Consider the following 24,050-nt stretch of genomic DNA (forward strand, 5'->3'; position numbering starts at 1 on the left):
ACGGCCAACCAGCCGCCTATGTACGCCGGTACTGTCGCAGCAGCCCGTCACCGGTGGCCGCCTCGAAGGGGAAGCCGCACTCCGCCAGCAGCTGGTCGGCGCGGTCCTGCGGGTAGACGCGGAAGCGGCGGCGCTGGTGCGCCACCACCTCGCCCGCCCGCCGGACGAAACAGTCCTTCACATACCGAGCGCCCTCCCCCTCGCCCTCCCCATCGCCGTCCGTATCTCCCTCCCTGCGGACCTCTTGCGTGTACACCAGTCCGCCGGGCAGCGGCCGTTGACAGGTCCGGTGGCCCTGTCGGACGGCGAGCAGCAGCGACCCGCCGGGCCGGACCGCGGCGGCGAGGTTCTTCAGCGCCCGGATGTCGTCGCTCTCCTCCAGGAGGTGGCTGCACAGCGCGGTGTCCGCCGCGTGCTCGACCTGGTACCAGACACCGGCGACGGAGTAGGCGGCGTCGAAGGCCGGCAGTGCGGTCAGCTCCGCGATGTCGTGCCGGATCAGCTGTACGCGGTGGCCGAGTCTGGCCCGTGCCTGGGCGATCATGCTGTCGCTTTCGTCGATCCCGGTGATCCGCAGACGGGCCCCGCTCAGCTCCAGCAGGCGTTCGCAGACCAGCCCGCTTCCCACGCCGATCTCCAGGACGTCCTTCCGGTCATCGAGCTGTGCCAGCAAGGTGCGCGCATAGGCGTCGTAGGCGCGGTAGTCGTAGTAGCCCGAGGCCACGATGAGGTCGTAGTACTGCGAGAGCGGGGTATATGAGTTGGCCACCCGCCGCACCGTAGCCACCGCAACCGGCCTGCAATAGGGCGCAATTGAGACCTGCGTCCGGGCTCCCCTGTCTCCGGTCCCCGGTCCCCGGCGAACGGAGTCGGGGCGGCGGCCGGGGACGTCGGATCGCACATCACGGTGTCCTCCAGCAGCGGCCAGAAGGTCGTCGGGCACTGGTTCGGCGCGAAACGGCCGCAACCTCTCCTGGTCCGACTGGCAGGCGGGCAGTGTGACCGGTGCCCTCGTCGCAACGGGGACAGGGAGTGGGGAGTGGGGAGCGCGGGCAATGCGGTCACCTTCCCCGGAGATTCGACGCGGGGAACGCGCATATCGCGAGTCCGGCGTGCGCGTCGCGTTACCGCAGAATTCCGCTGCACACGCCCGGCCGCGTGCAGGGCACACGACGGCGAATAGCGGCGGCGCCTGGTCGGGCTTCCCGCTTGCGATCCGCAGGGAATTAGTACCGCATCTTCACCGGCTGTTCAAATGCCCTGCCATCAACTCGGCCACGGCTACTGGTGGGTTCGGTGAAATGCACAGGGGCATATGCGACGCGCAGAACCCTTGCTGGACCAGCAAATTGGCTCCCCCTGGGCGCGTTTGCGTAATTCGTGACGTCGCACTGGGTAGAGCGGATCGGCACCGAGAGTCAAACTGTTGATTTTTCTGCTCTGCGCCCTCACGTGCATGGCATGGCTCAAGAATGGGGAGCCCAGCCGGGCCAACTGTGCGGTAATGAGAACTCTCCGTACAGGAAAGGCACTTGGGCGGACCACGGCGAATTACCTATTACGATGAGCGCCAACCGATCGCCGGTCAGGTGGCGTTCGTCATCGGGGAGAGGAGCTGCCCATGGGGAAACACGCACGCAGGCGCCAGAAGCGTTTGCGCGCCCGGGTCGTTGGCACCACCGGGACCTTGGCCGTCGTCCTGGGAGCCGGTATCGGCCCTGCTACCGCCGCGGAGAAGACCGCCGGTGCGCCCATGGCCGCGGCCGTGGATCCGGCGCCGGTCCCGGGCCAGTTGACCCTCCCCGCGCCGACCGGGCGCTATCGCGTCGGCACGGTCGACCTCCACCTGCGCGACGCGACCCGCGCGGATCCGTGGGTGCCCGGAAACCAGCCGCGCGAACTGATGGTCTCGCTGTGGTATCCGGCCACGCACACCAGTCACTATCCCGCCGCGCGCCTCCCGAGCAGTCAGCAGGTGCTGCCGGGCGGGGTGACCCTGCCCACCACCGCCGGTCACACCGGCGCCCCGGTCGACCGCCGGGCCGGCAAACTGCCGGTGCTGCTCTACTCGCCCGGGCTGCACGGCAGCCGGGCATCGGGGACCGCGCTGGTCCAGGACCTGGCCAGCCGCGGGTATCTGGTCGTCACCATCGACCACACCCACGACGCCTCCGAGGTGCTGTTCCCGGGCGGGCGGCGTGAGGTGAACACCATGCCGCCGGGAACGCATGCGTCCCACACGATCGCCGTCCGGGCGGCGGACACCCACTTCGTCATCAACCAGTTGGCCGCGCTCGCCCACGGCCACAACCCGGACGTGGAGCACGCCCCCCTCCCGCACGGCCTGACCCACGCCGTGAACATGGACCGCATAGGGATGTTCGGCGCCTCCCTCGGTGGCGGATCGGTGCCGGCCGCCATGCACGCGGACTCCAGGATCCGCGCCGGCGCGGACCTGGACGGCCAGCTCTTCGGGCCGGAGGTTCACCAGACACTCAACCGCCCCTTCCTGCTGTTCAGTTCCCAACACCACAACCGCAACACCGACGGGAGCTGGGCGCGGTTCTGGAAACACCTGCACGGAGAGCGGCTCGACCTGAAGCTGCTCGGCGCCGAGCACAACTCCTTCACCGACGCCGAGGCCCTGTTCCCCCAGGCACCGGGCGCATACGGGTTGACCCCGCCTCAACTGGTGCCGATCCTCGGCACGCTCGACCCCAACCGCGCCATCGACATCCAACGCACCTATCTCGCGGCCTTCTTCGACCAGCACCTGCGGCACCGGCACAGTCACCTGCTCGACGACCCCTCGCACCGCTACCCAGAGGTCGCGTTCGTGCGCTGAACCAGCCGAAGGCCGTCCCCGACGACCGCACGGCGCGACGGCATGTCACGGCCATCCGCCCGCATCCCCCACGTGCCGAGAGGACTTCGCCCTGCCCCCGGTAGCTCACGCGCCCCGTCCCCACCGTGCGCGGCGCCGTGCCGACATGCCTCTGCTCGGAGGTGTCCGCCCACCGATCGCTGCTCTGCTCTGCGCACTGCTGGCAGTCGCCGTGTTCCCCACGCTCGCGCTCGGCACCGTCCATGACCAGGAAGTCCCGCAGGCGGTGCGCGTTGCGGAGCGACGCATCGCCGAGGACGCGGCGGCCTCGGTCCGGGCCGCCATCGACGCCGGAGCCAGGGCAGTGCGCCGTTCCGCGGCGTCCGCCACGCTTGCCGACGGCAGTACTCCGGCGGCCGCACTGAGGGCTCTCGCCCCTACCGGCCCCGCGGTGCTGGGCGGTGCGCTGCTCGACCCGCACACGGGCCGGCCCCTCGCGACCAGCGGCGCAGCGGTGCCGCCGGCCGGTGTGGATGCCGCGGCTCTGATGCGGCCAGGCACCGCGGACCCCGCACCCCGGCTGGTCTCGTCAGGGGGTGCCGGGCCGCGGCTGTTGCTCTTCGCCCGGGTGACCGTTCCCCACGCGAGGCATGAACTCCTGCTGGTCGTAGCGGAGAAGCTCCCCGCTCCTGTGGTGTACGGAGGTGGGCGCACCGGTCAGCTGGTGGACGGGGACGGAAAGGTGCTCGCCACGACCGGTGCTGCCGGCGCTGCCCAGGCACCGGCCCCCGACACCGATGACCGCACCCGCCCCGCCGCCGTGGTGCGGACGGCCGACGCCGGACGATCCGCCGGCGACACCTCCGGCAGCGTGCTCGGCGACGAGCACGACGGGTTGCGCCGGGTCGCGGGGTGGGCATCGGTCGCGGCGGCGAACGGCAAGGACAACAGGAACGACGACGGCGAAGGCGGCGGGAAAGACGGCGGCCAAGACGACAGCTCCCGGCTGGGGTTGACGATGCTCACGTTCAGGGAGGTGGCATCGGCGAAGGGCGGCGCCGGCCATATGCCGTTCGCCCTCGCTGCCGCCGGCGCGTTGGTGGTGATCACCGTGCTGGTGACCCTGGTGCTGTGGGGCACCGTGCAGCGTCCGCTGCTGCGGCTGCATCTGTCCGCCGCCCGGCTGGCCGAGGGTGTCTGCGACATCTCCGCGGCACGGGGCGAGAGAGCCGCGGCCCGGGGCGAGCTGGCGCGGCCGGTGCCGGTCGCGGCGTTCGGTGAGCCCGGGAGAGTGGGCCGGGCGCTGGAGTCGATACGTCGTCAACTCGTCGGCGGGGCAGGGACGGAACCCGTGCCACCGGTGCGATGCCGCCTCGGGGTGCGGTCCGTTCTTGTCGTCTGTGCACTGGTGATCGCGGGGTGGGCGATGCCGCTGCTGTTCCTGTTCAACCGGGTACCGGCCGCCCAGGCAGTGCCGGCGACCAGCGTCGCCGACCAGCAGGCACGGACCGCGGCCGCCGCCGACCGGGTCCGGCAATCCCTCGACCGGACCCGCGCCGACCTCGCGGCGGTGGCATCGGCCCTCTCCGGCGCGCCACCGGAAAGGGCGGAGGAGATCCTGCGGCGGGAACGCGCCGACCATCCCGCGTACCGGTCGCTGTACGTGCTGAACCGCGCCGGCGGGATCGTGCTGCGGACCGGGAAGCGGCCGCTGCGCGCGCTCGCCCAGGCGCCGGCCGGCGAGGGCCTCACCCAGGTCAGCACGTCCGGCAGGAACCCCACGATCGCCGCCCACGCCCGGATTCCGGCGGCCGGGCACGCCGAGGGGGGCGCCGCGCCGGTCGCGGTGGTCGCCGAGATCGGCGTCAGCGCGTTGAACGACGTGGTCGCACGGCCGGGGCTGGGCCGGGTGTGGGTGACCGACGAGCGTCACCGGGTGCTCACGGCGAACATCGACTTCCGTGGCTTCCAGCCGCTTCCCACCCGGGGCCTCACCCGTCTCGTGGCCAGGACCGAGGCGGCGCCCGGCGGCGCGGGCGGCCCGGCATCGGCCGTCCTGGACGCGGCGAGCGCGCCGGGCGAGGGCCCCTCGGTCGCGGCCGCCGCGCCACTGGCGCGGACCGGTCCGGTGGCCGCGCTCGGCTGGCGGGTGGTCTCCGCCGAGGCCGCCGCCGACCTTGAGCTGACGGGTTATCAGCTCCAGGCACGCACCATGCTGGCCGGACTGCTCGCCCTGTCCCTGGGCGTCGCCGGTCTGATCTGGCTGCACATCGTCGTGGCCAGGCCGCTGCGCGCCCTCACCAGGTGCGCGGAGCGGCTGGCCGGTGGTGACCGTCGCACGGTGCTGTACCCGGTCCACCACGACGAGTGCGGCTCGGTCACCCGCAACCTGGAACTGCTCCGGCAGGCACTGGTGGAACGGGACCGGGGCGCCGGATCCGACGTGGCCCCCACCTCCGCCCTCTCGTCCCAGCGCCGCAGCGCGCCCTGGCAGCAAAGGACCGACTGACGTGCTTTTCCTCTACGTTGTGCTGCTGCTGACCTGTGCCGTGCTGGTGGTCGCCGGCGTACTGGAACAGCGGCGCCACTATGCCGCGCTGGCGCAGATTCCCGCTCGGGTGCTGGTCAACGGCATCCGCGGCAAGAGCTCGATCACCCGGCTGTGCGCGGGGGCGCTGCGCGGCGGTGGTCTGGTCACCGTGGCCAAGACCACCGGTACCGCCGCCCGGTTCATCCACCCGGACGCCACCGAGGAGCCCGTGTACCGGAAGTTGGGCATCGCCAATGTCGTCGAGCAGATCGGCATCGTGCGGCGCGCGGCGGCGTACCGGCCGGATGCGCTGGTGATCGAGTGCATGGCGGTGATGCCGGCACTGCAGGAGATCAACCAGGAGAAACTGATCCGCTCCACCATCGGCGTGCTGTGCAATGTGCGCGAGGACCATCTCGACGAAATGGGCCCGACGTTGGACGACGTGGCGCGCTCGTTGTCCCGTTCGATGCCGGTCGGTGGGATCTGTGTCACCGCCGAGCGGGAACGGCTGCCGATCCTCAAGGAGGAGGCGGACAAACGGAGGTGCCGGCTGATCACGGTCGATCCGGAGTCGGTCACCGACGAGGAACTGCGCGGGTTCAGCTGGTTCACCTTCAAGGAGAACGTCGCCATCGCGCTGGCGGTGGCCGAGTTGCTCGGTGTGGACCGGGCCACCGCACTGCGCGGTATGTGGGACGCGCCGCCGGACCCCGGCGTGCTCTCCGTCGAGCGCTACCGCACCCCCGACGGGAGAAGGCTGCGTTTCGCCAACGTCTTCGCCGCCAACGACCCCGAGTCGACGCTGATGAACGTCCGGCAGCTGGAGCAGCTCGGGGCGATCCGCCGCCCGCTGAACGTGGTCGTCAATTGCCGTCCGGACCGGGTGGAACGCAACGGGCAGATGGGCGCGATCGTGCCCGACCTGGCCCCGGAGACGGTCTTTCTCATCGGGCATCCGACCAAGAGCGCCCGCGACGGCATCCCGCCGGACTGGTCGTCGGGGCGGGTGGTGGACCTGGGCGGCGAGCGGCGCGGCGCGGCGGAGCTGACCCGCGCGATCCTCGCCGAAGTCGGCCCGGATTCCTCGCTGGTGGCCATCGGCAACATCCACGGCCAGGGAGAGCTGTTCCTGGAGTGCCTGGCCGAGCTGCCCCCGGACGACGTCGGCGAGCCGCTTCCGGTGGCGCATCCGCCCGAGCCGGAGCCGTACAGCTGGGTGGCGTCGCTGAACGCCCCGGCACCCGGCCTGCCTGTCCCGATCCCGTCCTCCGCCCCGGCCGAAGCCCGGCACCAGCCCGCAAGGAAACAGCCGTGATCCCCGTCGACGTCACTCCGCAGACCGCCGCACTGGGGATCGCCCTCGGGCTGGTCTTCTCCCTGATCTGCTACCTGACCACCAACCTCTCTCCGGGCGGCATGATCACCCCCGGCTGGCTGGCGCTGACCCTCGTCACCGATCTGGCCCGGGCCGCGATGGTGATCGGCGTCACCGCGCTCACCCTCCTCGCGACCAAGGTCCTTCAGCGCCATGTGATCCTTTACGGGAAGCGGCTGTTCGCCGCCGTGGTGCTCGCCGCCGTGCTGCTGCAGACGACGGTGGCGCTCACGCTGCAGCACGAGTTCCCGCTGCTCTACACCGCCCAGACCCTGGGGTTCATCGTGCCCGGCCTGATCGCCTATCAGCTGGTGCGGCAACCGCTGGCGGCCACCGTGATCTCCACCACCGCGGTCACCCTGGGCACGTATGTGGTGCTGGTGGCCGGGTTGCTGCTGGGGGCGCTGCCCGTCGGCTGACCGGCCGCCCCCGCCCACCCCACCCGTCCGCACGTCGAGGAGGTCTCCATGGGCACCGCGCCCACTCCGCCCCGCAGGCCCAGTCGCCGTCAGATCCTCGGCTCCGCCGTCGGCCTGGCCGCCGCGGGAGCGGTCGGCGGATATGCCTGGCACCGTTCCCACAGCGGCGCACCGGACGACGACTTCCCGGTACCGACCGGCGGCTACCACTTCGAGCGATGCGACACGCCCGCCCGCACGGTGGCGCGCGCCGCCGACGGCCGGGTGCTGGCCACCTTCACCGACGGCGCACGCACCGCCGTGCTGGCCGGCCCGGCCCGCACCTGGAGCGAGCCGCGCACCACCGGCGCCGTGGTGCGCGGCGATGCCTGGGTACGGCTGCTGCCGGGCGTGTGGCACCAGGGCAAGGAGGAAACCCGCTGGTTCCGGGAGTGGTTTCCCAAGGCCCTGGCCGACCGCCGTCCGGACGTCCTCGCGGTGGCCTTCCAGTACGGCGACGGGGCCCCCGACCGGCGTACCGCGTCGGGCCTGCGCTACGCCGGCAGGGCCCACTTCGGGCCGGACGTTCCCGGGCAACCGCCGGGGTCGTTCCACCAGCGCGACGAGAAGTCCGACTTCTACGACTACCTCGGCGTGCCCTGGATCTTCCCGGACGGCACCCGCAAGCACCCGGAGCAGGAGCGCTACGGGGATGTGGACTGCTCCGGCTTCATGCGCCTGATCTGGGGCTACCGCATGGGCTACCCGCTGCACGCCACCAACGGCACGGGGATCGGCCTGCCCCGCCGGGCCTACGCCATCGCCGCCCGGGCACCCGGCGTACTGCTGATCCCGAACACCGGCCGGCAGCCCACCGACCTCGGCTCCCTGCTCCCCGGCGACCTGGTCTTCTTCTCCATCGACATCGGCAGACCGCACGGCATCGACCACTGCGGCATGTACCTGGGGCCGGACGACGACGGGCATCCGCGCTTCTACTCCAGCCGCTCCCAGGCGAACGGCCCCACCATGGGCGACCTGGCCGGCCGCGCCACGCTCGACGGCCACGGCTTCTACGCCCGGGGGCTGCGCCTGGCCCGCCGCCTGTGAAGCCGACGCCCTCCTCCCGCACCCCAGCCCGCCGCCCCCGGAGAGACCCCACCGTGGCCACCACCTCCCCCGCCCACGACCCCACCGACCGCCGCCGCCCCACGCGGGCCGTCCACGCCAGGCACTGCCGACGGGCCGCCCTCAGCCGGGAGTCGACCGCCCTGCTGTTGATCCTGGCAACCGCCACGGTGCTCTACGCCTGGGGCATCGACCGTGCCGGGGTGCACCCGTACTACAGCGCGGCCGTGCGGTCGATGGCCGCGGACTGGCATGCCTTCGTCTTCGGCGGGCTGGACCCGAGCGGCTCGATCACCGTGGACAAGATCCCCGGTGCGCTCTGGCCGCAGGCCCTTTCCGTCCGGCTGCTCGGACCGCACAACTGGGCGGCGGTGCTGCCACAGGTCCTGGAGGGCGTGCTCGCCGTCCAGGCACTGCACCGGATCGTCCGTGCCTGGGCCGGCCCCACGGCAGGACTGCTCGCCGCGCTGGCCCTCGCCCTGACCCCGATCACCGTCGCCCTCAACCGGCACACCATCCCCGACACCCTCCTCGTCCTGCTGCTGGTGCTCGCGGCGGGGGCGTTGCAGAAGGCCGTCGCCACCGGGAGGGTGGCGCCGCTGCTCCTCTGCGGGACATGGGTGGGACTGGCCTTCCAGGCAAAGATGCTCCAGGCATGGCTCGTCCTGCCGGTCTTCGCCGCCGTCTACCAACTGGCGGCTCCCGGCTCCCGCCTGGACCGGGCCCGGCGGCTGCTGCTCGCCGGAACCACCGCCCTCGTCGTCTCCTGCTCCTGGCTCCTGCTGGTCTGGGCGACCCCGGCCGCAGACCGTCCGTACCTCGACGGCACCACCAACAACAACCCCTTCACCCTGGTCTTCGGCTACAACGGGCTGAGCCGCTTCGGCCACGACCCGCATGCACTGGGCGCCGTCGCCGGCACCGCCGCCAGCCGCACCACCGGCAACACCGGTTGGACCATGCTGGTCAACCAGAGCGTGGGCCCGCAGATCGCCTGGCTCCTGCCGCTGGCCGCACTGGCGTTGGCGCTGGGCGTGTGGTGGCGCACCGGACACCCGCGCACCGACGGGGCACGGGCGGGTTTTCTGCTCTGGGGCGGATGGCTGCTGACGCACATCGTGGTCTTCAGCAACTCCAACGGCAATCACGGCTACTACACGGCCGTACTGGCGCCGGCCCTGGCCGCACTGTCCGGTGCCGGAGCCGCCGTCTTCTGGGCCGAGTACCGTGCCGGCGGCCGGCGTCGGGCGGCGCTGCCCCTCGCGGTCGGCGTCACGGCACTGTGGGCCGCGGTGATCGACGGCCCGCACAGTCGCTTCGCACCCTGGCTGCTGCCGATGGTCCTGATGCTCGGCCTGTGCGGGACCGTCGGTCTGTGGACCAGTGGTCCGCAGACCGCGCGCCGGGCGGTCCCCAGCGCCCTCGCGGCCTGCCTGGCATCGGCCCTGCTCGCCCCGGCCGTCTGGGCCGCCTCCTGTCTGAACCCGCGGTACCCCGGCTCGCCGGTCGAGCCGCTGGCCGGGCCGGTCGGCCCCGGCTACCACGATGCGCTCCATCGCCGGCCCAAGATCCTGCGAAACCCCCTGGGCGAACCTTCCGCCCGCGACGCCGCGCTCCTGCACTACCTCTCCGGACACCGCTCCGGAGAGAAGTACCTGCTGGCCACCCAGGCCGCCTACGGCGCCGAGCCCCTGCTGCGTGCGGCCTCCCACCCCATGCTGGTGATGGGCGGCTTCACCGGCCTGACCCCGTACCCGGCCCCGCGCGGACTCCGTGACCTGGTCTCCACCCACCAGTTGCGCTACGTCCTGCTGACCACACGCCGCCCGTCCACACCGGCCACGGCCTGGGTGAAGAGCCACTGCACCGGCGTCCCGCCGACCGCCTACGACCGCGCCTCGGACGGAAGTTTCACCCTCTACGACTGCGCTCGACGAGGCGGCTGAGCGCCCTCAGCGGCTCGGCGGACGGTCAAGAGTCGGCCAAACGATTGCACATCTGCGCAAGTATTGGTCTACACTCTGAGAGGTTTGAAGAAGAGGCACCTCGTTCGGTGAGGCGTCTGCACGGACACAGGCCACTGACCCCACGACGTCGAGAGACGCCCAGGGTCAGGACAGGTCTCCCCGGCCTAAGGGGTGACCCCAAGTGGCTTCCCCCACAGTGGATTACGCCGTGCAGTGCCAAAGCTCTGACGAGTTGGGGTGAACCGGCCGCAAGTCGTGCGGGCCGGTCCGCTCCTTGCCGAGTCGACGACGACGCGCGTACGCGTCCCGACCGGAAGGAGGCGAGTGACATGGACTGCAGTTGCAGTAGTCCGGGCCACAGTCGGCCCCTTACCCGCTTGTCCTCGCACTCTTCCGGCACGCGGTAACCACCCCCCTGCGCGCATTCACCTCCGCGCCCTGCGCCCCGTACGGCCCTGCGCCGTGACGGGCCGCCGTCCTGCGCGCCCGCGCAGGGGGGATGGCCGCCGCGTGCCCCCAACACCTCCCCTGCTGGGGGGATTTGGGAGGTACGTCAGCATGACGGAAACGACCATCGACCACACCGCCGTCGGCCACACCGCCCTCGACGACACCGCCGTCCGCACGCCCCCCGCGGCGGTCCTGGACGACGCCCACGTCGGCGACATCCAGGGCGCCCTGGGCACCATCAGGCTCGACGACACCGCACCCCGCACCGGTTTGTCGGCCAGGCTCAAGACCCTGCTGGCCATCGTCGGTCCCGGTCTGATCGTGATGGTCGGCGACAACGATGCCGGTGCGTTCGCGACCTACGGCCAGGCCGGCCAGAACTACGGCACACACCTGCTGTGGACCCTGCTGCTGCTCATACCGGTCCTGTACGTCAACCAGGAGATGGTGCTGCGCCTGGGCGCCGTCACCGGCGTCGGGCACGCCCGGCTCATCCTGGAGCGGTTCGGGAAGTTCTGGGGCGCGTTCTCGGTCATCGACCTGTTCCTGCTCAACGCGCTGACGCTGGTGACCGAGTTCATCGGCATCACCCTGGCCACCGGCTACCTGGGCCTGCCGAGGGAAGCGTCGGTGGTACTGGCCGCCGCGATCATCGTCGCGTCCGCGTTCACCGGTTCCTTCCGGCGCTTCGAGCGGATCGCCATCGCGCTGTGCGCCGCCTCGCTGCTGCTGGTGCCGATCTACTTCATGATCCACCCCGCCGCGTCACAGATGGCCCGGGACTTCGTCATCCCGAACATGCCCGGCGGTACGGGTGAGTTGTCGACCGTCATGCTGCTGATCATCGGCATCGTGGGCACCACCGTCGCCCCCTGGCAGCTGTTCTTCCAGCAGTCCTACGTGATCGACAAGCGGATCACCCCGCGCTTCATGAAGTACGAGAAGGTGGACCTGGTCATCGGCATCGCGGTGGTGGTCATCGGTGCCGCGGCCATGATGGGCTTCACCGCCGCCGCCTTCGCCGGGACGCACCAGGCCGGCAACTTCACCGACACCGCGGGCATCGCCCACGGCCTGGCCGCGCACGCCGGCAAGCTCGCCGGAGTCCTGTTCGCCATCGCCCTGCTGGACGCCTCGATCATCGGCGCCTTCGCCGTCTCCCTGTCCACCGCCTACGCCATCGGCGACGTCTTCGGCATCCGGCACTCCCTGCACCGCGGCGTCAAGGGCGCCAAGGGCTTCTACGCCGTCTACGCCGGCCTGGTCGCGGCCGCCGCCACGATCGTGCTGATCCCCGGCTCCCCGCTGGGCCTGCTCACCGAAGGCGTCCAGACCCTGGCCGGGGTGCTGCTGCCCTCCGCCTCCGTCTTCCTGCTCCTCCTCTGCAACGACAAGGCCGTCCTCGGCCCCTGGGTCAACGGTCCCAAGACCAACGCGTTCACCTCGGCCGTCGTGGGTGTCCTGGTCGCCCTGTCGATCGTCCTGACCGCCTCGGTCCTCTTCCCGGACATCTCCGCGGGCGCGATCCTGGACATCATGGCCGCCTGCGGCATCGTCGGAGTGCTGGCCGCCGGGTACGCCTTCACCCGCCGCCGCACGGGCACCAAGGAGGACCCGATCGACCGCACCGGCCGGGACACCTGGCGCATGCCCGCGCTCGCCACCCTGACCAGGCCGACCATGTCCACCGCGCGCAAGATCGGCATGGGCGCGCTGCGCACCTATCTCCTCATCGCGATGGTCCTGGTCGTCATCAAGATCGCTCAGGTCGCCTTCGGGAGCTGAGGCAGCCGAACACCCCACGGTCCGGGGCGCGTCGACTGCGCCCCGGCCCCCTCTCCTCACCGAACGGAGGCCCGTTCGCCATGCTCACCGCACTCGCCCACGTCCAGCTCGCCGCCCCGGCCGGTTCCGAGGACGTGCTGCGCCGCTTCTACCTCAGCACGCTGCAGATGACGGAAATCCCCAGGCCGCCGGGGGTCGCCCGGCGGGGCGGCTGCTGGTTCGCCGCGGCGGACGGCGGACGGCTGGAGATCCACATCGGGATCGAGGACGGCTACCGCCCGCCCCGCAAGGCACACCCCGCGATCAAGGTCACCGGCCTCGACGCGCTCGCCGCCCGCCTGGAGACCCACGGCGCACCGGTCGTCTGGAACGTCAGCGTGCGCGGCCACCGCCGCTTCCACACCACGGACCCGGTCGGCAACCGCCTGGAGTTCCTCGAACCCCTCACCGCCGGCCCTGCTCCCGCCTGACCCTGCCGCCGGCACGTCGTAGTCGGCAACGGCCAGGGCCTGCAAGCGCTTTCGGGCGATGGCGCGAATCGTGGGATGCGTGTCGTTGACGCCCTCACGCCGGAGCCAGCAGGCTGAAGACGTGCAACAACGCCGCATTGTCTTCGTGGTCTTCGACGGCTTCCAGGCCCTGGATCTGGTCGGCCCGCGGGAGGTGTTCCAGTACGCGGGAAAGCTCGCAGGCGGTTACGACTGCCAGATCCTGGCGCCCACCGCCGGACCGGTCCAGTCGTCCAGCGGCCTGTCCGTACACGCCGGACACGGCGTGGCCGACCTGGGACCGGACGGAATCGACACCCTGGTGGTCGTGGGCGGCAACGGCGTCGACCACGCCGCAGAGGTCGGCACGCTGACCGGGTGGATCGCCGCGGCCGGGAAGTCCGCCCGCCGCGTCACGTCCGTGTGCAGCGGAGTGTTCCTGCTGGCGGCCGCCGGGCTCGTCGACGGCCGCCGGGTCACCACCCATTGGTCCCGGGCCGGGCAGCTGGTCCGGCAGCATCCTGAACTGCGGGTGGACTGCGACCCGATCTTCATCAGGGACGGCCGGGTGTGGACCTCGGCCGGAGTGACCGCCGGTATGGACCTCGCGCTCGCCCTGGTGGAGGACGACCTCGGCCAGGACATCGCCCGCGCCGTCGCCCAGGAACTGGTGCTCTTCCTGCGCCGGCCGGGCAGCCAGTCGCAGTTCAGCGTGCCACTGTGGTCGCGCCAGCCGTCCACCGACCCGATCCGGGCCGCGGTCTCCGCGATCCACGCGAACCCCCGGGCCCGGCACGGCATATCCGACCTGGCCACACACGCCGGCCTGAGCACCCGTCACCTCCAGCGCCGGTTCACCGCCGAACTCGGCACACCTCCGGCCGCCTACGTGGAGCGGGTGCGCGTCGAGGCGGCACGCCGGGCCCTGGTCGAAGGCGACGACCCCGTCGAGACCATCGCCCACCACTGCGGCTTCGGCACCGCGGAGACACTGCGCCGCTCCTTCCACCGGCACGTCGGCGTCGCGCCGTCCGAGTACCGAAACCGTTTCCGATCCATGAACCTGAAAGAGGATGCATGACGACCTATGGACTGCTGCTGTTCGAGGCAGCCGAAGAACTGGACTTCGTCGGGCCCTGGGAGGTGTTCACCTCCTCCGCCATGATCCGCGAGCAACAGGACACCACCGAGCAGCAGGACACCACCGTCCTGATCGCCGAACGGCCGGGCATCATCCGCTGCAACAAAGGCATGCGGGTCCTGCCCGACCACACCTTCGACGATCACCCGCCGCTCGACGTGCTGCTCGTGCCCGGCGGGAACGGCACCCGGACTCAGGTGTCCAACCCCGCACTCATCGAGTGGATCAGCAAGACCTCCGCCCAGGCCACCTGGACCACCAGCGTCTGCACCGGAGCCCTGCTGCTGCACGAGGCCGGTCCGGCCCGCGGCCGCCGCGTGGCCACCCACCATGCCTTCGAAGACACCCTTCAGGCACGCGAGGACATCACCGTCGTCCGCGACGCACGCTATGTGGTCGACGGCCGACTGGTCACCAGCCAGGGCGTGTCCGCCGGCATCGACATGGCCCTGTGGCTGATCGGCCGGCTGCACGGCCGCGACCACGCCCGCGCGGTACGCCGCTACATCCAGTACGAGCCCGCACCTCCCTACCTCGCCGACGAACCGCCGGCCCGCTGCTGAACGCCGGCCCCGGCCCGGTTCCTACGGACGGGCTTCGGTTTCTTGGCTTGGTGCTGTCCGTCCCCTCTCCCTTTGCTGGCGGAGTGTTCACCTGCCGCTGCGTAGCGTTGTCAACACGTGAAGAGCCGAGGCGGAGCGGAGCTCGCAGCGGCTCTTGGCGCGGATGGCTCATGCCCGAGATCACCCGGCTCGAAGGGACACGTGATGCGCGACCTCCAAGACCTCCGCCCGTCCCCGTCCATGGAGCACGACGACCCGCTCCTGGTAGCGGCTGATGAAGTACGAGCGTCCCGGCCCGAGTTGGCGGGGCCCTTCTTACGTTCCCTGCCCGGGGCGCAGGCCACGGTGCTGGGGCGTCTGTGGGGGGCCTTCGCCCGGGAGCCACTGCCGGGAATCACCGGCCGGCGCCGCACCGGGGGTGATCTGACCGTCTCCCTGGAGGGCGGCGGATGCCTGTCGGGCGATGCGGCCGCCGCGGAGCGGTTCGCTCGGACGCCGCCCGGCTTCACCGTGGGAACACCCGCGGGAGCGGTGTCGGACCCGGTGCGGCTCCTCGCCGCGCTGGGCCTGCGCACGCCGGCGGCCCGCACGCTGAGTGCCGAGTTGGCCAACAGCGTGGCCAACCTTGCCTTGGCCCGGGCCGCCGCCGGGACCGGCCGGCCCGTGGTGCGCGACAGTGTGGACGCCGAGCAGGCCGTGGTCGACGGCCACCCCCAGCACCCGTGCTGCCGGACCCGCACCGGCCTGTCGGTAGCCGAGGTGCTGGCCTACGCACCCGAGTACCGGCCCGTGATCGAGATGTCCCTGCTGGCCGTGCCCGCCGGCCGGTGGCAGCAGGCCGGCACCTGGCCGGCGGAGCTGCGCGACGGCGACACGGTGCTGATGCCGCTGCATCCCTGGCAGCGCGACCATGTCCTCCCGCGGTTCGCCGGCCTGTCGCTGTCCGGGAGGTCGGTCACGGCGCGTCCGCTGATGTCCCTGCGGACCCTCGCTCCGCTGGACGCCCTGCCTGGCTGCCACGTCAAGACATCGCTGGACGTGCAGCTGACGAACTACCGACGCACCATCGCTCCGGCGGAGGTCGCCGACGGTCCCGTGCTGTCCGACCTGGTGGCGGCGGTCGTCGAGAAGTCCGGTCACGCGGACCGGCTGAGCGTGCTGCGGGAGCTGGGCGGCGGAGCCGTGCGCGTGGACGGACAGCCGTGCTCGTCCTTGGGCTCGATGGTGCGGGAGTCGGCCGACCGGTACACGGGCCCGGACGAGATCGCGGCTCCCCTGACCGCCGTCTACGCCACCGAAGCCGCCCTGATCTCCGGTGAAGCGGTGGACTGGCTCGGCGAGTTCGCGGAGTTGGTGTTGCCGCCCGCGCTGACGCTGCTGTCCATGGGGGTCGCGCTGGAGGCGCACGGGCAGAACACGCTGGTGGTGCTGCGGCAGGGCCGCCCGGTACGCGTGCTGTACCGGGATCTGGACGGCGTGCGGGTGAGCGGCCGGCGCCTGGCCGCCTGCGGCTTCGAACTGCCGCGCCTGGCCGGGAGCCGTGCGGGAGAGGACCCGTTCGCGCTGCGGGCCAAGCTGTTCGGCGGGCTGCTGAGCGGCGTGTTCGGCGAGCTGGTGGCAGTGCTGTCCCGGGCGCGCGGAGCCGATCCCGGCGACCTGTGGGCCGTGATCGCCGGCGTCGCCCGGAGGGTCTTCGCCGCGCTGCGGGCCGAGGACGGTGACGAGGAAGCGTTCTTCGCCACCGCCTGGCCGTTGAAGGCCACCACCGCGATGCGGCTGGCCGGCACCCCCGGCAAGGCCCAGTGGGTGGAGGTGCCCAACCCGGTGGCCGCCCACCGCGGCAGTACCCGACGGGAGGTCCGGCGATGACCTCTCCGACGCTCGGCACGCCGGCCCCCGGCACCGCCGCCTCCGACGTCGACGGCGCCACCGCGGACGTGGTGACCGCACACACCCTGCTCAACTGCCTGGTTCGTGAGGTCTCCGGGCCCGAGCGCCAAGTCATCGTCGCCGACGGGCACCTGCTGGTGCGTCTGCCGCGCCGCGGAGTGCTGCTGCGGGTGGCGCTGCGTCGTCAGTCGCTGATCGGCGCCCACCGCTTCAGCGGGCCGCCCGAGCGCTGCGAGGGCGCCGCCTGGTCCCCGCTCGGCTCGGCCGCGCTCGCGGACCTGATCCGCGCGGAACTCACCTCGTGCACCGGCGCCGACAACGGGGAGTTCACCGCCCAGGTCGCCGCCAGCCGTGCCACCATCCGCACCGTGCTGACGGCCCGGCGCGCGCACCGGCCCTCGCCCGACGCCTATCTCGCCTCCGAGCAGTCCCTCGTCTACGGGCACCGCTTCCACCCCACCCCCAAGTCCCGTAGCGGCGACCCGCACGAGTGGCTGGAGTACGGGCCGGAGACCGGCAGCCGGTTCGCCCTGCGCCATCTCGCCGTACGACCCGAACTGCTCTACGGAGAAGGCGACTCCAGCGCCCTGGACGCCCTGGGGCCGGCCCGGCCGGGCCACCTCGTCCTGCCCGCCCACCCGTGGCAGTACCGGATGCTGTCCGGCCACCGTGCCCTGCGTGCGGCGCTCGCCCGCGGCGACGTGCACGATCTGGGCAGCTGCGGTCCCCTGGTGGCGCCCACGGCATCGGTGCGCACCGTGTACGAGCCGGCCGCCGACGTGTTCCTGAAGTTCAGTCTGAATGTGCGCCTGACCAACTGCGTACGAAAGAACTCCGCCTACGAGCTGGCCGGTGCCGTCGTCCTGCACGAGGTCGTCCAGCCGGTGTTCGCGGCGTTGCGCGCGCGGTACCCGGGGTGCGGCATGTTGGGCGAGCCGGGCTACCGCAGTCTCGACCTCGACGGCAGCCGCGACCTCCACGAGGGTTTCGGGGTGATCGTGCGCGAGGGCTTCGGCCGGCATCTGCCGCCCGCCGTCACGCCCCTGCTGGCCGCCGCCGTCGCCGACGAGTATCCCAACAGCCCGGCGCACGTCTCCCGGCTCCTGGCCCGCCGGGGCTCCGATCCGCTGGCTTGGTGGGACGCCTATCTCGGACTGCTGCTGCCGCCGGTCCTGGCCGCGTACTTCGAGCACGGCCTGGTCCTGGAACCGCATCTGCAGAACGTGGTCGTCGGCGTGCGCGCGGACGGCATGCCCGCACACGTCCTCTTCCGCGACCTGGAAGGCACCAAGCTCGTCCCCGAACGCCACCACCGGACGCTGGCCGCGCTGGACGAGGAGACCAGAGGACCGCTCACCTACAGCGCCGCCCGCGGCTGGGACCGCGTCGCATACTGCCTGCTGGTCAACCATGTCGCGGAAATGGTCAGCGCACTGGCCGACACCGCGCCCGCGCTGGAGGCGTCCTTGTGGGGGCTGGTCCACGACCACATCGCGGCCTACGCGGCCGACACGGGCAACCCACCCAGGCTGCGGGCGCTGCTGTCCGGGGTGCCACTGCCCGCCAAGGCCAACCTCCTGCTGCGCTGGGCCCGCCAGGCCGACCGGCACGCCACCTACGTGCCACTGCCCAGTCCGCTGTCCGACGACTTCCCCCGGCAGGTGACCCCGTGATGCCACACCTGGAAGACCGACTGCGGCACCTGGCCGACGACGAACTCCCCGCATACGTCTACGATTTGGCCGGACTGCGCAGACATGTCCGCGCCATCCGGGAAGCGCTGCCCGAACGGGTGGAGGTGTTCTACGCGGCCAAGGCGAACCCGGATCCCCGGCTGCTGCAGGCCCTGCGGGAGGTCGTCGACGGCTTCGAGGTCGCCTCCGGCGGCGAACTCCGGCATACCCGCCAGGAGTTGCCCCGGGCCCGCCTCGCCTTCGGTGGACCGGGAAAGTCGGCGCCCGAAGTGGCACAGGCCCTGGACCTCGGGGTGGAGCGACTGCACGTCGAGAGCGAGCACGAACTGCGAATGCTCGGCGAGCTTGCCGCGGGCCGCCCCGTAGAGGTGCTCCTGCGGGTCAATCTGCCCGTCGGTCTGGGCGAGGTGTCGCTGGCGATGGGAGGGCGGCCCAGTCCCTTCGGCATCGATCCCACCCGTCTGGATGCCTGTCTGCGGATCCTGGCCGCCCACCCCGGCATCCGGCTGCGGGGTGTGCACGCTCACCTGGCCTCCGGCCTGGATGCCGGGGAACAGCTGCGGGTCGCCGAGCACGTCATCTCCTGGGCCGTGGGGTGGGCCCGCTCCCGGGACATCCGGCTGCGCGAAGTCAACATCGGCGGCGGAATGAGCGTCGACTACGCCGACCCGGGGCGCCACTTCGACTGGCAGGTCTTCGGGCGTGGCCTGCGCCGCGTCCTGGACGAGCGCCCCGGGCTGACGGTGCGCATCGAACCAGGCCGGTCGGTGAGCGCGTACTGCGGCTGGTACGTGACCCGGGTCCTCGACGTCAAGCACAGTCAGGGCGAGGCGTTCGCCGTGCTGGCCGGGGGCACCCACCATCTGCGCACTCCGGCCGCCAAGGGCCACAACCAGCCCTTCGAGGTCGTGGCCCGTGAGGACTGGCCCTGGTCGTGGGCGCGACCGGCCGTCGCCGGCGAACCGGTGACGCTGGCCGGACAGTTGTGCACGCCCAAGGACGTCCTGGCCCGACGCGTGCCCGTCGGGCGGCTGCGGGCGGGCGACCGCGTGGCGTTCGCGATGGCCGGGGCGTACGCGTGGAACATCTCCCACCACGACTTCCTCATGCACCCGGCACCCGGATTCCACTACCTGGACACCGCGTTCCCGGATACCGCGCCCCCGGATTCCGGGCCCCCGGATTCCGCTCGCCCTGGTTTCGGGGCGCCGCGACCCGCCCTGCACGCCCAGCCGTCCGGGGGAGGCCGCGTTGTCCGGCGCCGCGGCTGAGGCCACGGAGGCGGCGACCGCACCGCCCGAGCGCGCCGCGCCGCATGCACTCCACGTCCGTGCCTTCCGCCGTTACCTGCTCGGGCAGTTGGTGTCCAACACCGGAACGTGGATGCACCGGGCCGCGCAGGACTGGCTGGTCCTCCAGCTCACCGGGCACAGCGGCACCGCCGTCGGCATCGTGACGGCGCTTCAGTTCCTCCCCCAGAGCCTGCTCGGCCTGTGGGGAGGCGTCATCGCCGACCGCTACCCCAAACGCACCCTGTTGCTCCTCACCCAGAGCCTCATGGCCGGTCAGGCCCTGCTCCTGGGAACGCTGACGCTCGGCGGCACGGTGCGTGTCTGGCACGTCTACGTCCTGGCCACCGCCCTTGGGACGGCGACCGCGCTGGACGGGCCGGCGCGCAACGCCTTCATCGGCGAGCTGGTCGGCCGCGCACGGCTGCCCAGCGCGGTCAGCGTGAACGCGGCGCAGTTCAACGCCGCCCGCATCCTCGGACCCGCCGTGGCCGGGCTGGTCATCGCGGCCCTCGGCAGCGGCTGGGTCTTCCTGCTGAACGCCGTCTCCTACGCGGCGGTCCTCGCCGGGCTGGCCACCATGCGCCCGCACGGTCGCGCCCCCGCCCACCGCCGGGCGGCGAACGCCGTGCGGCTGACCGACGCCCTGCGGCACATCCGCACCACTCCCCCACTGCGCCGGACGATCGCCCTGACCGCCGTCATCGGTACGTTCTGCCTGAACTTCCAGGTGACGATCTCCCTCATGGCCACCACCGAATTCCACACCGGTGCGGCGGCGTTCGGCGCGCTGTCCGCCGCCTATGCCGCGGGCAGTCTGCTCGGGGCGCTGCGGGCCGCGGGCCGCAGCCGACCGCCCTCGCTGCGGCTGCTCGTGGGATGGGCCGCGGCATTCGGTCTGCTCGAAGCCGCGACCGGCGTCATGCCCACGCCCGTCGCCTGTGCCGTGATGCTCGTTCCGACCGGAGTCGCCGCCGTCCTGGTCACCACCATGGCGAACACCCTCGTCCAGCTCAGCACCGATCCGGACATGCGCGGCCGGGTGCTGTCCGTCTACTTCCTCGTCCTCCTCGGGGGCACCCCCCTCGGCGCCCCCCTGATCGGCTGGATCGCCCAGACCTTCGGCGCCCGGTACGGGCTCGTCCTCGGCGGGTCGGCCGGCCTGCTGGCCGCCGGGGCCGTGGCCGCGACCTGCCAGGCTTCCGCTCACCCGAAAGGGGAAGCCTCCCGTGATCCAGCCACCGCCGGTCTCCGAGATGTGTGACGCTGCGGCCATGCGGGTGCTGCTCATCGAGGACGACAACGCCATCGCCGAACCCCTGGCCGTGGGCCTGGGCCGCTATGGCTTCACGATCGACCGGGTCGGCACCGGAGCGGCCGCCCTCGCCGCTCCGGTGCCCGACATGGTCCTGCTCGACCTCGGGCTGCCCGACATGGACGGCATCGATGTCTGCCGTACGCTGCGCAGTCGCTCCCGCGTGCCGATCATCATGATCACCGCGCGGGGTGACGAGACCGACCGCGTCGTCGGCCTCGAACTGGGCGCCGACGACTACCTCTCCAAGCCCTTCGGAATCAGGGAACTCGTCGCCCGCATGCGCGCCGTCACCCGCCGCGCCCACCTCACCGACCCGATGGCCCACGACATGGCCCCCGGTGACGGGATGCGGCCCGCCAACGGCACACCGCAGCGCGTCGGAGACCTCGTCATCGACCGGCGGACCAGGAAAGTACACGTCGCGGGGGAGCATGTCGCGCTGGCTCCAAAGGAGTTCGGCCTCCTCGCCCTCCTCTGCGAGGATCCCGGCGCCGTCTACTCACGGCAGCACATTCTCGACACCGTCTGGGACCCCAACTACTTCGGCCCGACCAAGACCCTCGACGTCCACATCGCCGCCCTGCGCCGCAAACTCGGCAACCCCGCCTGGATCGAGACCGTCCGGGGAGTCGGCTTCCGGCTGACCGCGCCCGCCGACGGAGGCGAGGACCACCGGTGATCCACCGCGTCCTGCTCAGCTACCTCACCCTCACCGTGCTCGTCCTGCTCACCCTGGAGATCCCCTTCGGGATCCTCTACGCCCGCAGCCGGACCTCCGCGCTCACCACCACCCTCGAACGCGACGCCGTGGTCCTGGCCGAACTCGCCGAGGAGGACATCGAGAACGCCGACACCCGTGCGCTGCCCCACCTGCTGAACGGCGCCATCCGACGCGACCACACCCAGGCCGTCGTCGTCGACCGGCACGGAACCATTCTCACCACCGCCCCGGCGGACCCGCCCCCACCGGCACGGAACCTCGCCGGGGCACCGGACATCATCGCCGCACTGCACAACCACCGCACCAGTGGCACCACCCGCGACCCCCTCTCCGGCGGCGAGGCCCGCTACGTCACCGTGCCCGCCGCCTCCGGGCCCCTCGTCCGCGGAGCCGTCCGGATCACCGCCCCCACCCGCGACACCACGGCACGCATCCACACCGCCTGGGCCTTGCTGGCCGGCGCCGGGCTCGCCGTCCTCGCCGCCATGACCGCGATAGGGCTCACCCTCGCCCGCTGGACCACCCGGCCGGTACGCAAGCTCGAACGCGCCACCGCCCAGCTCGCCGGCGGCACCCTGACCGAGCCACCCGCGGCCGACGTCGGGCCACGCGAACTCCGCCGCCTCGCCGCCACCTTCAACCACACCGCGACCCGCCTGCAGCACCTCCTCCGCGCCCAGCACCGGTTCGCCGCCGACGCCTCCCACCAGCTCAAGACCCCCCTGACCGCGCTCCGCCTGCGCCTGGAGAACCTCGAACCCGACATCAACGCCGACGCCCGTCACCACCTCGACCAGGCCATCGCCGAAACCGACCGTCTCGTGCGCATGATCCACGGGCTGCTCGCCCTGGCCCGCCTGGAGGAGGACCACACCGCCCCCACCCCCGTGAACGCCGACGCCGTCGTGCACGACCGGGTCGAGACGTGGTCGGCCTTCGCCACCGACCACAACGTCACCCTCCGCCTCACCGGCGCAACCACCGGCCACGTCCAGGCCATCCCCGGAGCGCTGGAACAGATCCTCGACAACCTTCTGGCCAACGCGCTGCGCGCCACACCCCCCGGCAGCACCATCACCCTCCACCGCACCCCGGCTCCCACCCCACACCACCGGACCGCCCCACCCGTCCATCTCCACATCATCGACCAAGGCCCCGGCATGACCACCACCGAATGCGAGCGTGCCTTCGACCGCTTCTGGCGCGCGCCCAACACCTCCCCCGGCGGCACCGGACTCGGCCTGACCATCGCCCGCCAACTCGCCCAGGCCAGCGGCGGCTCCATCGAACTCCACCCCCATCCCACCGGCGGCCTGGACGCAGTGATCCACCTGCGCCCAGCCGCACAGCCGCACGGCAACCGAGCCGGGTGAGCCCGCGGCGGGTCGCTAGGGCATCCCCGAGGGCAGCGGGGCGGTGAGTTCTTTGAGTTGCGGGAGTACTTCGGCCGCGAACAGGCGCTGGCTGGCTTCGATCTCGCCGTAGCCGAGGCCGCCATGGGAGAACACGACGTTGGCCTGCACCGGTCCCGTCACCTCAAGTCGCCTCCTGTATTTCTCGACGATCTGGTCGGGCGTGCCCCAGATCTGCGAGTCCACAAAGGCGCGGGCGGCGTTCTCCATTCCGGCCTCGCGGATCGCCGCCGCGCCCGCCGCGTAATCCGTGTAGCCCTTGATCCCGGCGAAGTGCTCACCGGCGAAGTCGTAATGCTGGACCACGGATACGAAGTAGTTGCCGATCGCTTCTCTGGCACGTCGTTCGGCTTCGGCCGGGTCGGCGTGGCAGTAGGTGAAGTCGGTCATTACGGGTGGTCCGGGAGGACGGCCGTGCCACTCGACAAACAGGGCACGATATCGGGCGATCGCTGCGGCGTGTACTTCGGCGGGGTATTGGACGAAGGTCATCATCGTCGCCCCGAGTTCGGCGGCGATGAGCTGAGAGTCCGGCGACATCGCCACGCAGAAGAGCCGGTCGGCGAACGATCTGGTGGGGCGCGGTCGGACCTCGACCCGGGGCTGGGGGTAATAGGGGCCGTCGTTTTCCACAACACCGCTCTCCAGGCCGCGCAGCACCATACGAGCCGCCTCGTCGAACCGCTCCCGGGCCTCCTTCATATCCACCCGGAATCCGTCGAACTCCCGCTTCGCCAGCCCGCGGCCGAGGCCGACCAGCAGCCTGCCCTCACTGAGGTGATCCAGCATGATCAGCTTCTCCACCACCCGCAGCGGGTCGTTCCACGGCAGAATCACCGCCCCCGTACCCAGGGCGATGGTGCTGGTGCGGGCGGCCAGATACGACAGCACCTGCGTCGCGTCCGGGCACATCGCGAAGTCGTCGAAGTGGTGCTCCACCGACCAGATCGAATCAAACCCCTGCTCCTCGACCTGGTCGAGCAGTTTCAGTTCCGCGCGGTACATCCCTTCGTCGGTGAGGTTCTGTCGCCAGTTCTGCCACCCCAGGTGGTATCCGACGTGCATGGCCACTCC

The 24,050-nt window shown here is 71.7% G+C and carries 18 protein-coding genes and 1 riboswitch; of the genes, 16 read left to right on the top strand and 2 right to left on the bottom strand.

The window, feature by feature from the left end:
• Positions 1 to 16: 16 nt before the first annotated feature.
• Complete coding sequence (locus B073_RS0112105) at positions 17 to 769, bottom strand: class I SAM-dependent methyltransferase (protein ID WP_018538361.1); 753 nt, start codon at positions 767 to 769, stop codon at positions 17 to 19.
• Positions 770 to 1,621: 852 nt separating this feature from the next.
• Between B073_RS0112105 and B073_RS0112110 the strand changes: the two genes are divergently transcribed.
• From B073_RS0112110 to B073_RS0112185, 16 genes are all read left to right on the top strand, one after another.
• Positions 1,622 to 2,845: an alpha/beta hydrolase family protein gene (locus tag B073_RS0112110; protein WP_018538362.1), complete on the top strand. Its 1,224-nt coding sequence runs from the start codon at positions 1,622 to 1,624 to the stop codon at positions 2,843 to 2,845.
• 145 nt (positions 2,846 to 2,990) lie between these two features.
• Complete coding sequence (locus tag B073_RS0112115; protein ID WP_018538363.1) at positions 2,991 to 5,333, top strand: HAMP domain-containing protein; 2,343 nt, start codon at positions 2,991 to 2,993, stop codon at positions 5,331 to 5,333.
• Position 5,334: 1 nt separating this feature from the next.
• A complete protein-coding gene (gene pgsB / locus B073_RS0112120) occupies positions 5,335 to 6,672 on the top strand; it encodes a poly-gamma-glutamate synthase PgsB (protein ID WP_026247297.1) in 1,338 nt (445 codons plus the stop codon).
• Complete coding sequence (locus tag B073_RS0112125; RefSeq protein ID WP_018538365.1) at positions 6,669 to 7,151, top strand: poly-gamma-glutamate biosynthesis protein PgsC/CapC; 483 nt, start codon at positions 6,669 to 6,671, stop codon at positions 7,149 to 7,151. Before pgsB ends, B073_RS0112125 begins: the two co-directional genes overlap by 4 nt.
• 48 nt (positions 7,152 to 7,199) lie before the next feature.
• Complete coding sequence (locus B073_RS0112130) at positions 7,200 to 8,240, top strand: NlpC/P60 family protein (protein ID WP_018538366.1); 1,041 nt, start codon at positions 7,200 to 7,202, stop codon at positions 8,238 to 8,240.
• A 53-nt stretch (positions 8,241 to 8,293) separates the two neighbouring features.
• Complete coding sequence (locus B073_RS0112135; RefSeq protein WP_018538367.1) at positions 8,294 to 10,204, top strand: ArnT family glycosyltransferase; 1,911 nt, start codon at positions 8,294 to 8,296, stop codon at positions 10,202 to 10,204.
• A gap of 92 nt (positions 10,205 to 10,296) precedes the next feature.
• Positions 10,297 to 10,469: riboswitch (M-box (ykoK) riboswitch) on the top strand.
• Between the two features lie 314 nt (positions 10,470 to 10,783).
• Positions 10,784 to 12,460, top strand: coding sequence for an NRAMP family divalent metal transporter (locus B073_RS0112140; RefSeq protein ID WP_018538368.1), 1,677 nt, complete (start codon positions 10,784 to 10,786; stop codon positions 12,458 to 12,460).
• A gap of 80 nt (positions 12,461 to 12,540) precedes the next feature.
• Complete coding sequence (locus tag B073_RS0112145; protein WP_018538369.1) at positions 12,541 to 12,930, top strand: hypothetical protein; 390 nt, start codon at positions 12,541 to 12,543, stop codon at positions 12,928 to 12,930.
• Positions 12,931 to 13,051: 121 nt separating this feature from the next.
• Complete coding sequence (locus tag B073_RS0112150; protein WP_018538370.1) at positions 13,052 to 14,029, top strand: GlxA family transcriptional regulator; 978 nt, start codon at positions 13,052 to 13,054, stop codon at positions 14,027 to 14,029.
• Complete coding sequence (locus tag B073_RS0112155; RefSeq protein WP_018538371.1) at positions 14,026 to 14,652, top strand: DJ-1/PfpI family protein; 627 nt, start codon at positions 14,026 to 14,028, stop codon at positions 14,650 to 14,652. Before B073_RS0112150 ends, B073_RS0112155 begins: the two co-directional genes overlap by 4 nt.
• Positions 14,653 to 14,856: 204 nt before the next feature.
• Positions 14,857 to 16,521, top strand: coding sequence for an IucA/IucC family protein (locus B073_RS0112160; protein ID WP_234025063.1), 1,665 nt, complete (start codon positions 14,857 to 14,859; stop codon positions 16,519 to 16,521).
• Complete coding sequence (locus B073_RS0112165; RefSeq protein ID WP_018538373.1) at positions 16,518 to 18,215, top strand: IucA/IucC family protein; 1,698 nt, start codon at positions 16,518 to 16,520, stop codon at positions 18,213 to 18,215. Before B073_RS0112160 ends, B073_RS0112165 begins: the two co-directional genes overlap by 4 nt.
• Positions 18,215 to 19,507 carry a type III PLP-dependent enzyme gene (locus tag B073_RS39870; RefSeq protein WP_018538374.1) on the top strand — a complete coding sequence of 431 codons (1,293 nt, stop codon included), beginning with the start codon at positions 18,215 to 18,217 and terminating at the stop codon, positions 19,505 to 19,507. Before B073_RS0112165 ends, B073_RS39870 begins: the two co-directional genes overlap by 1 nt.
• Positions 19,488 to 20,789, top strand: coding sequence for an MFS transporter (locus B073_RS0112175; protein WP_018538375.1), 1,302 nt, complete (start codon positions 19,488 to 19,490; stop codon positions 20,787 to 20,789). Before B073_RS39870 ends, B073_RS0112175 begins: the two co-directional genes overlap by 20 nt.
• A gap of 10 nt (positions 20,790 to 20,799) precedes the next feature.
• Positions 20,800 to 21,522, top strand: a complete 723-nt coding sequence (locus B073_RS39875) for a response regulator transcription factor (RefSeq protein WP_018538376.1) — start codon at positions 20,800 to 20,802, stop codon at positions 21,520 to 21,522.
• Positions 21,519 to 22,937: a sensor histidine kinase gene (locus B073_RS0112185; RefSeq protein WP_018538377.1), complete on the top strand. Its 1,419-nt coding sequence runs from the start codon at positions 21,519 to 21,521 to the stop codon at positions 22,935 to 22,937. The genes B073_RS39875 and B073_RS0112185 overlap by 4 nt, the downstream gene beginning before the upstream one ends.
• 15 nt (positions 22,938 to 22,952) lie before the next feature.
• On the opposite strand, the gene B073_RS0112190 is transcribed toward B073_RS0112185, so the two are convergent.
• Positions 22,953 to 24,041 carry an LLM class flavin-dependent oxidoreductase gene (locus tag B073_RS0112190; protein WP_018538378.1) on the bottom strand — a complete coding sequence of 363 codons (1,089 nt, stop codon included), beginning with the start codon at positions 24,039 to 24,041 and terminating at the stop codon, positions 22,953 to 22,955.
• Positions 24,042 to 24,050 lie beyond the last annotated feature (9 nt).

It is taken from the genome of Streptomyces sp. MspMP-M5 (assembly GCF_000373585.1).
Taxonomy (GTDB): domain Bacteria; phylum Actinomycetota; class Actinomycetes; order Streptomycetales; family Streptomycetaceae; genus Streptomyces.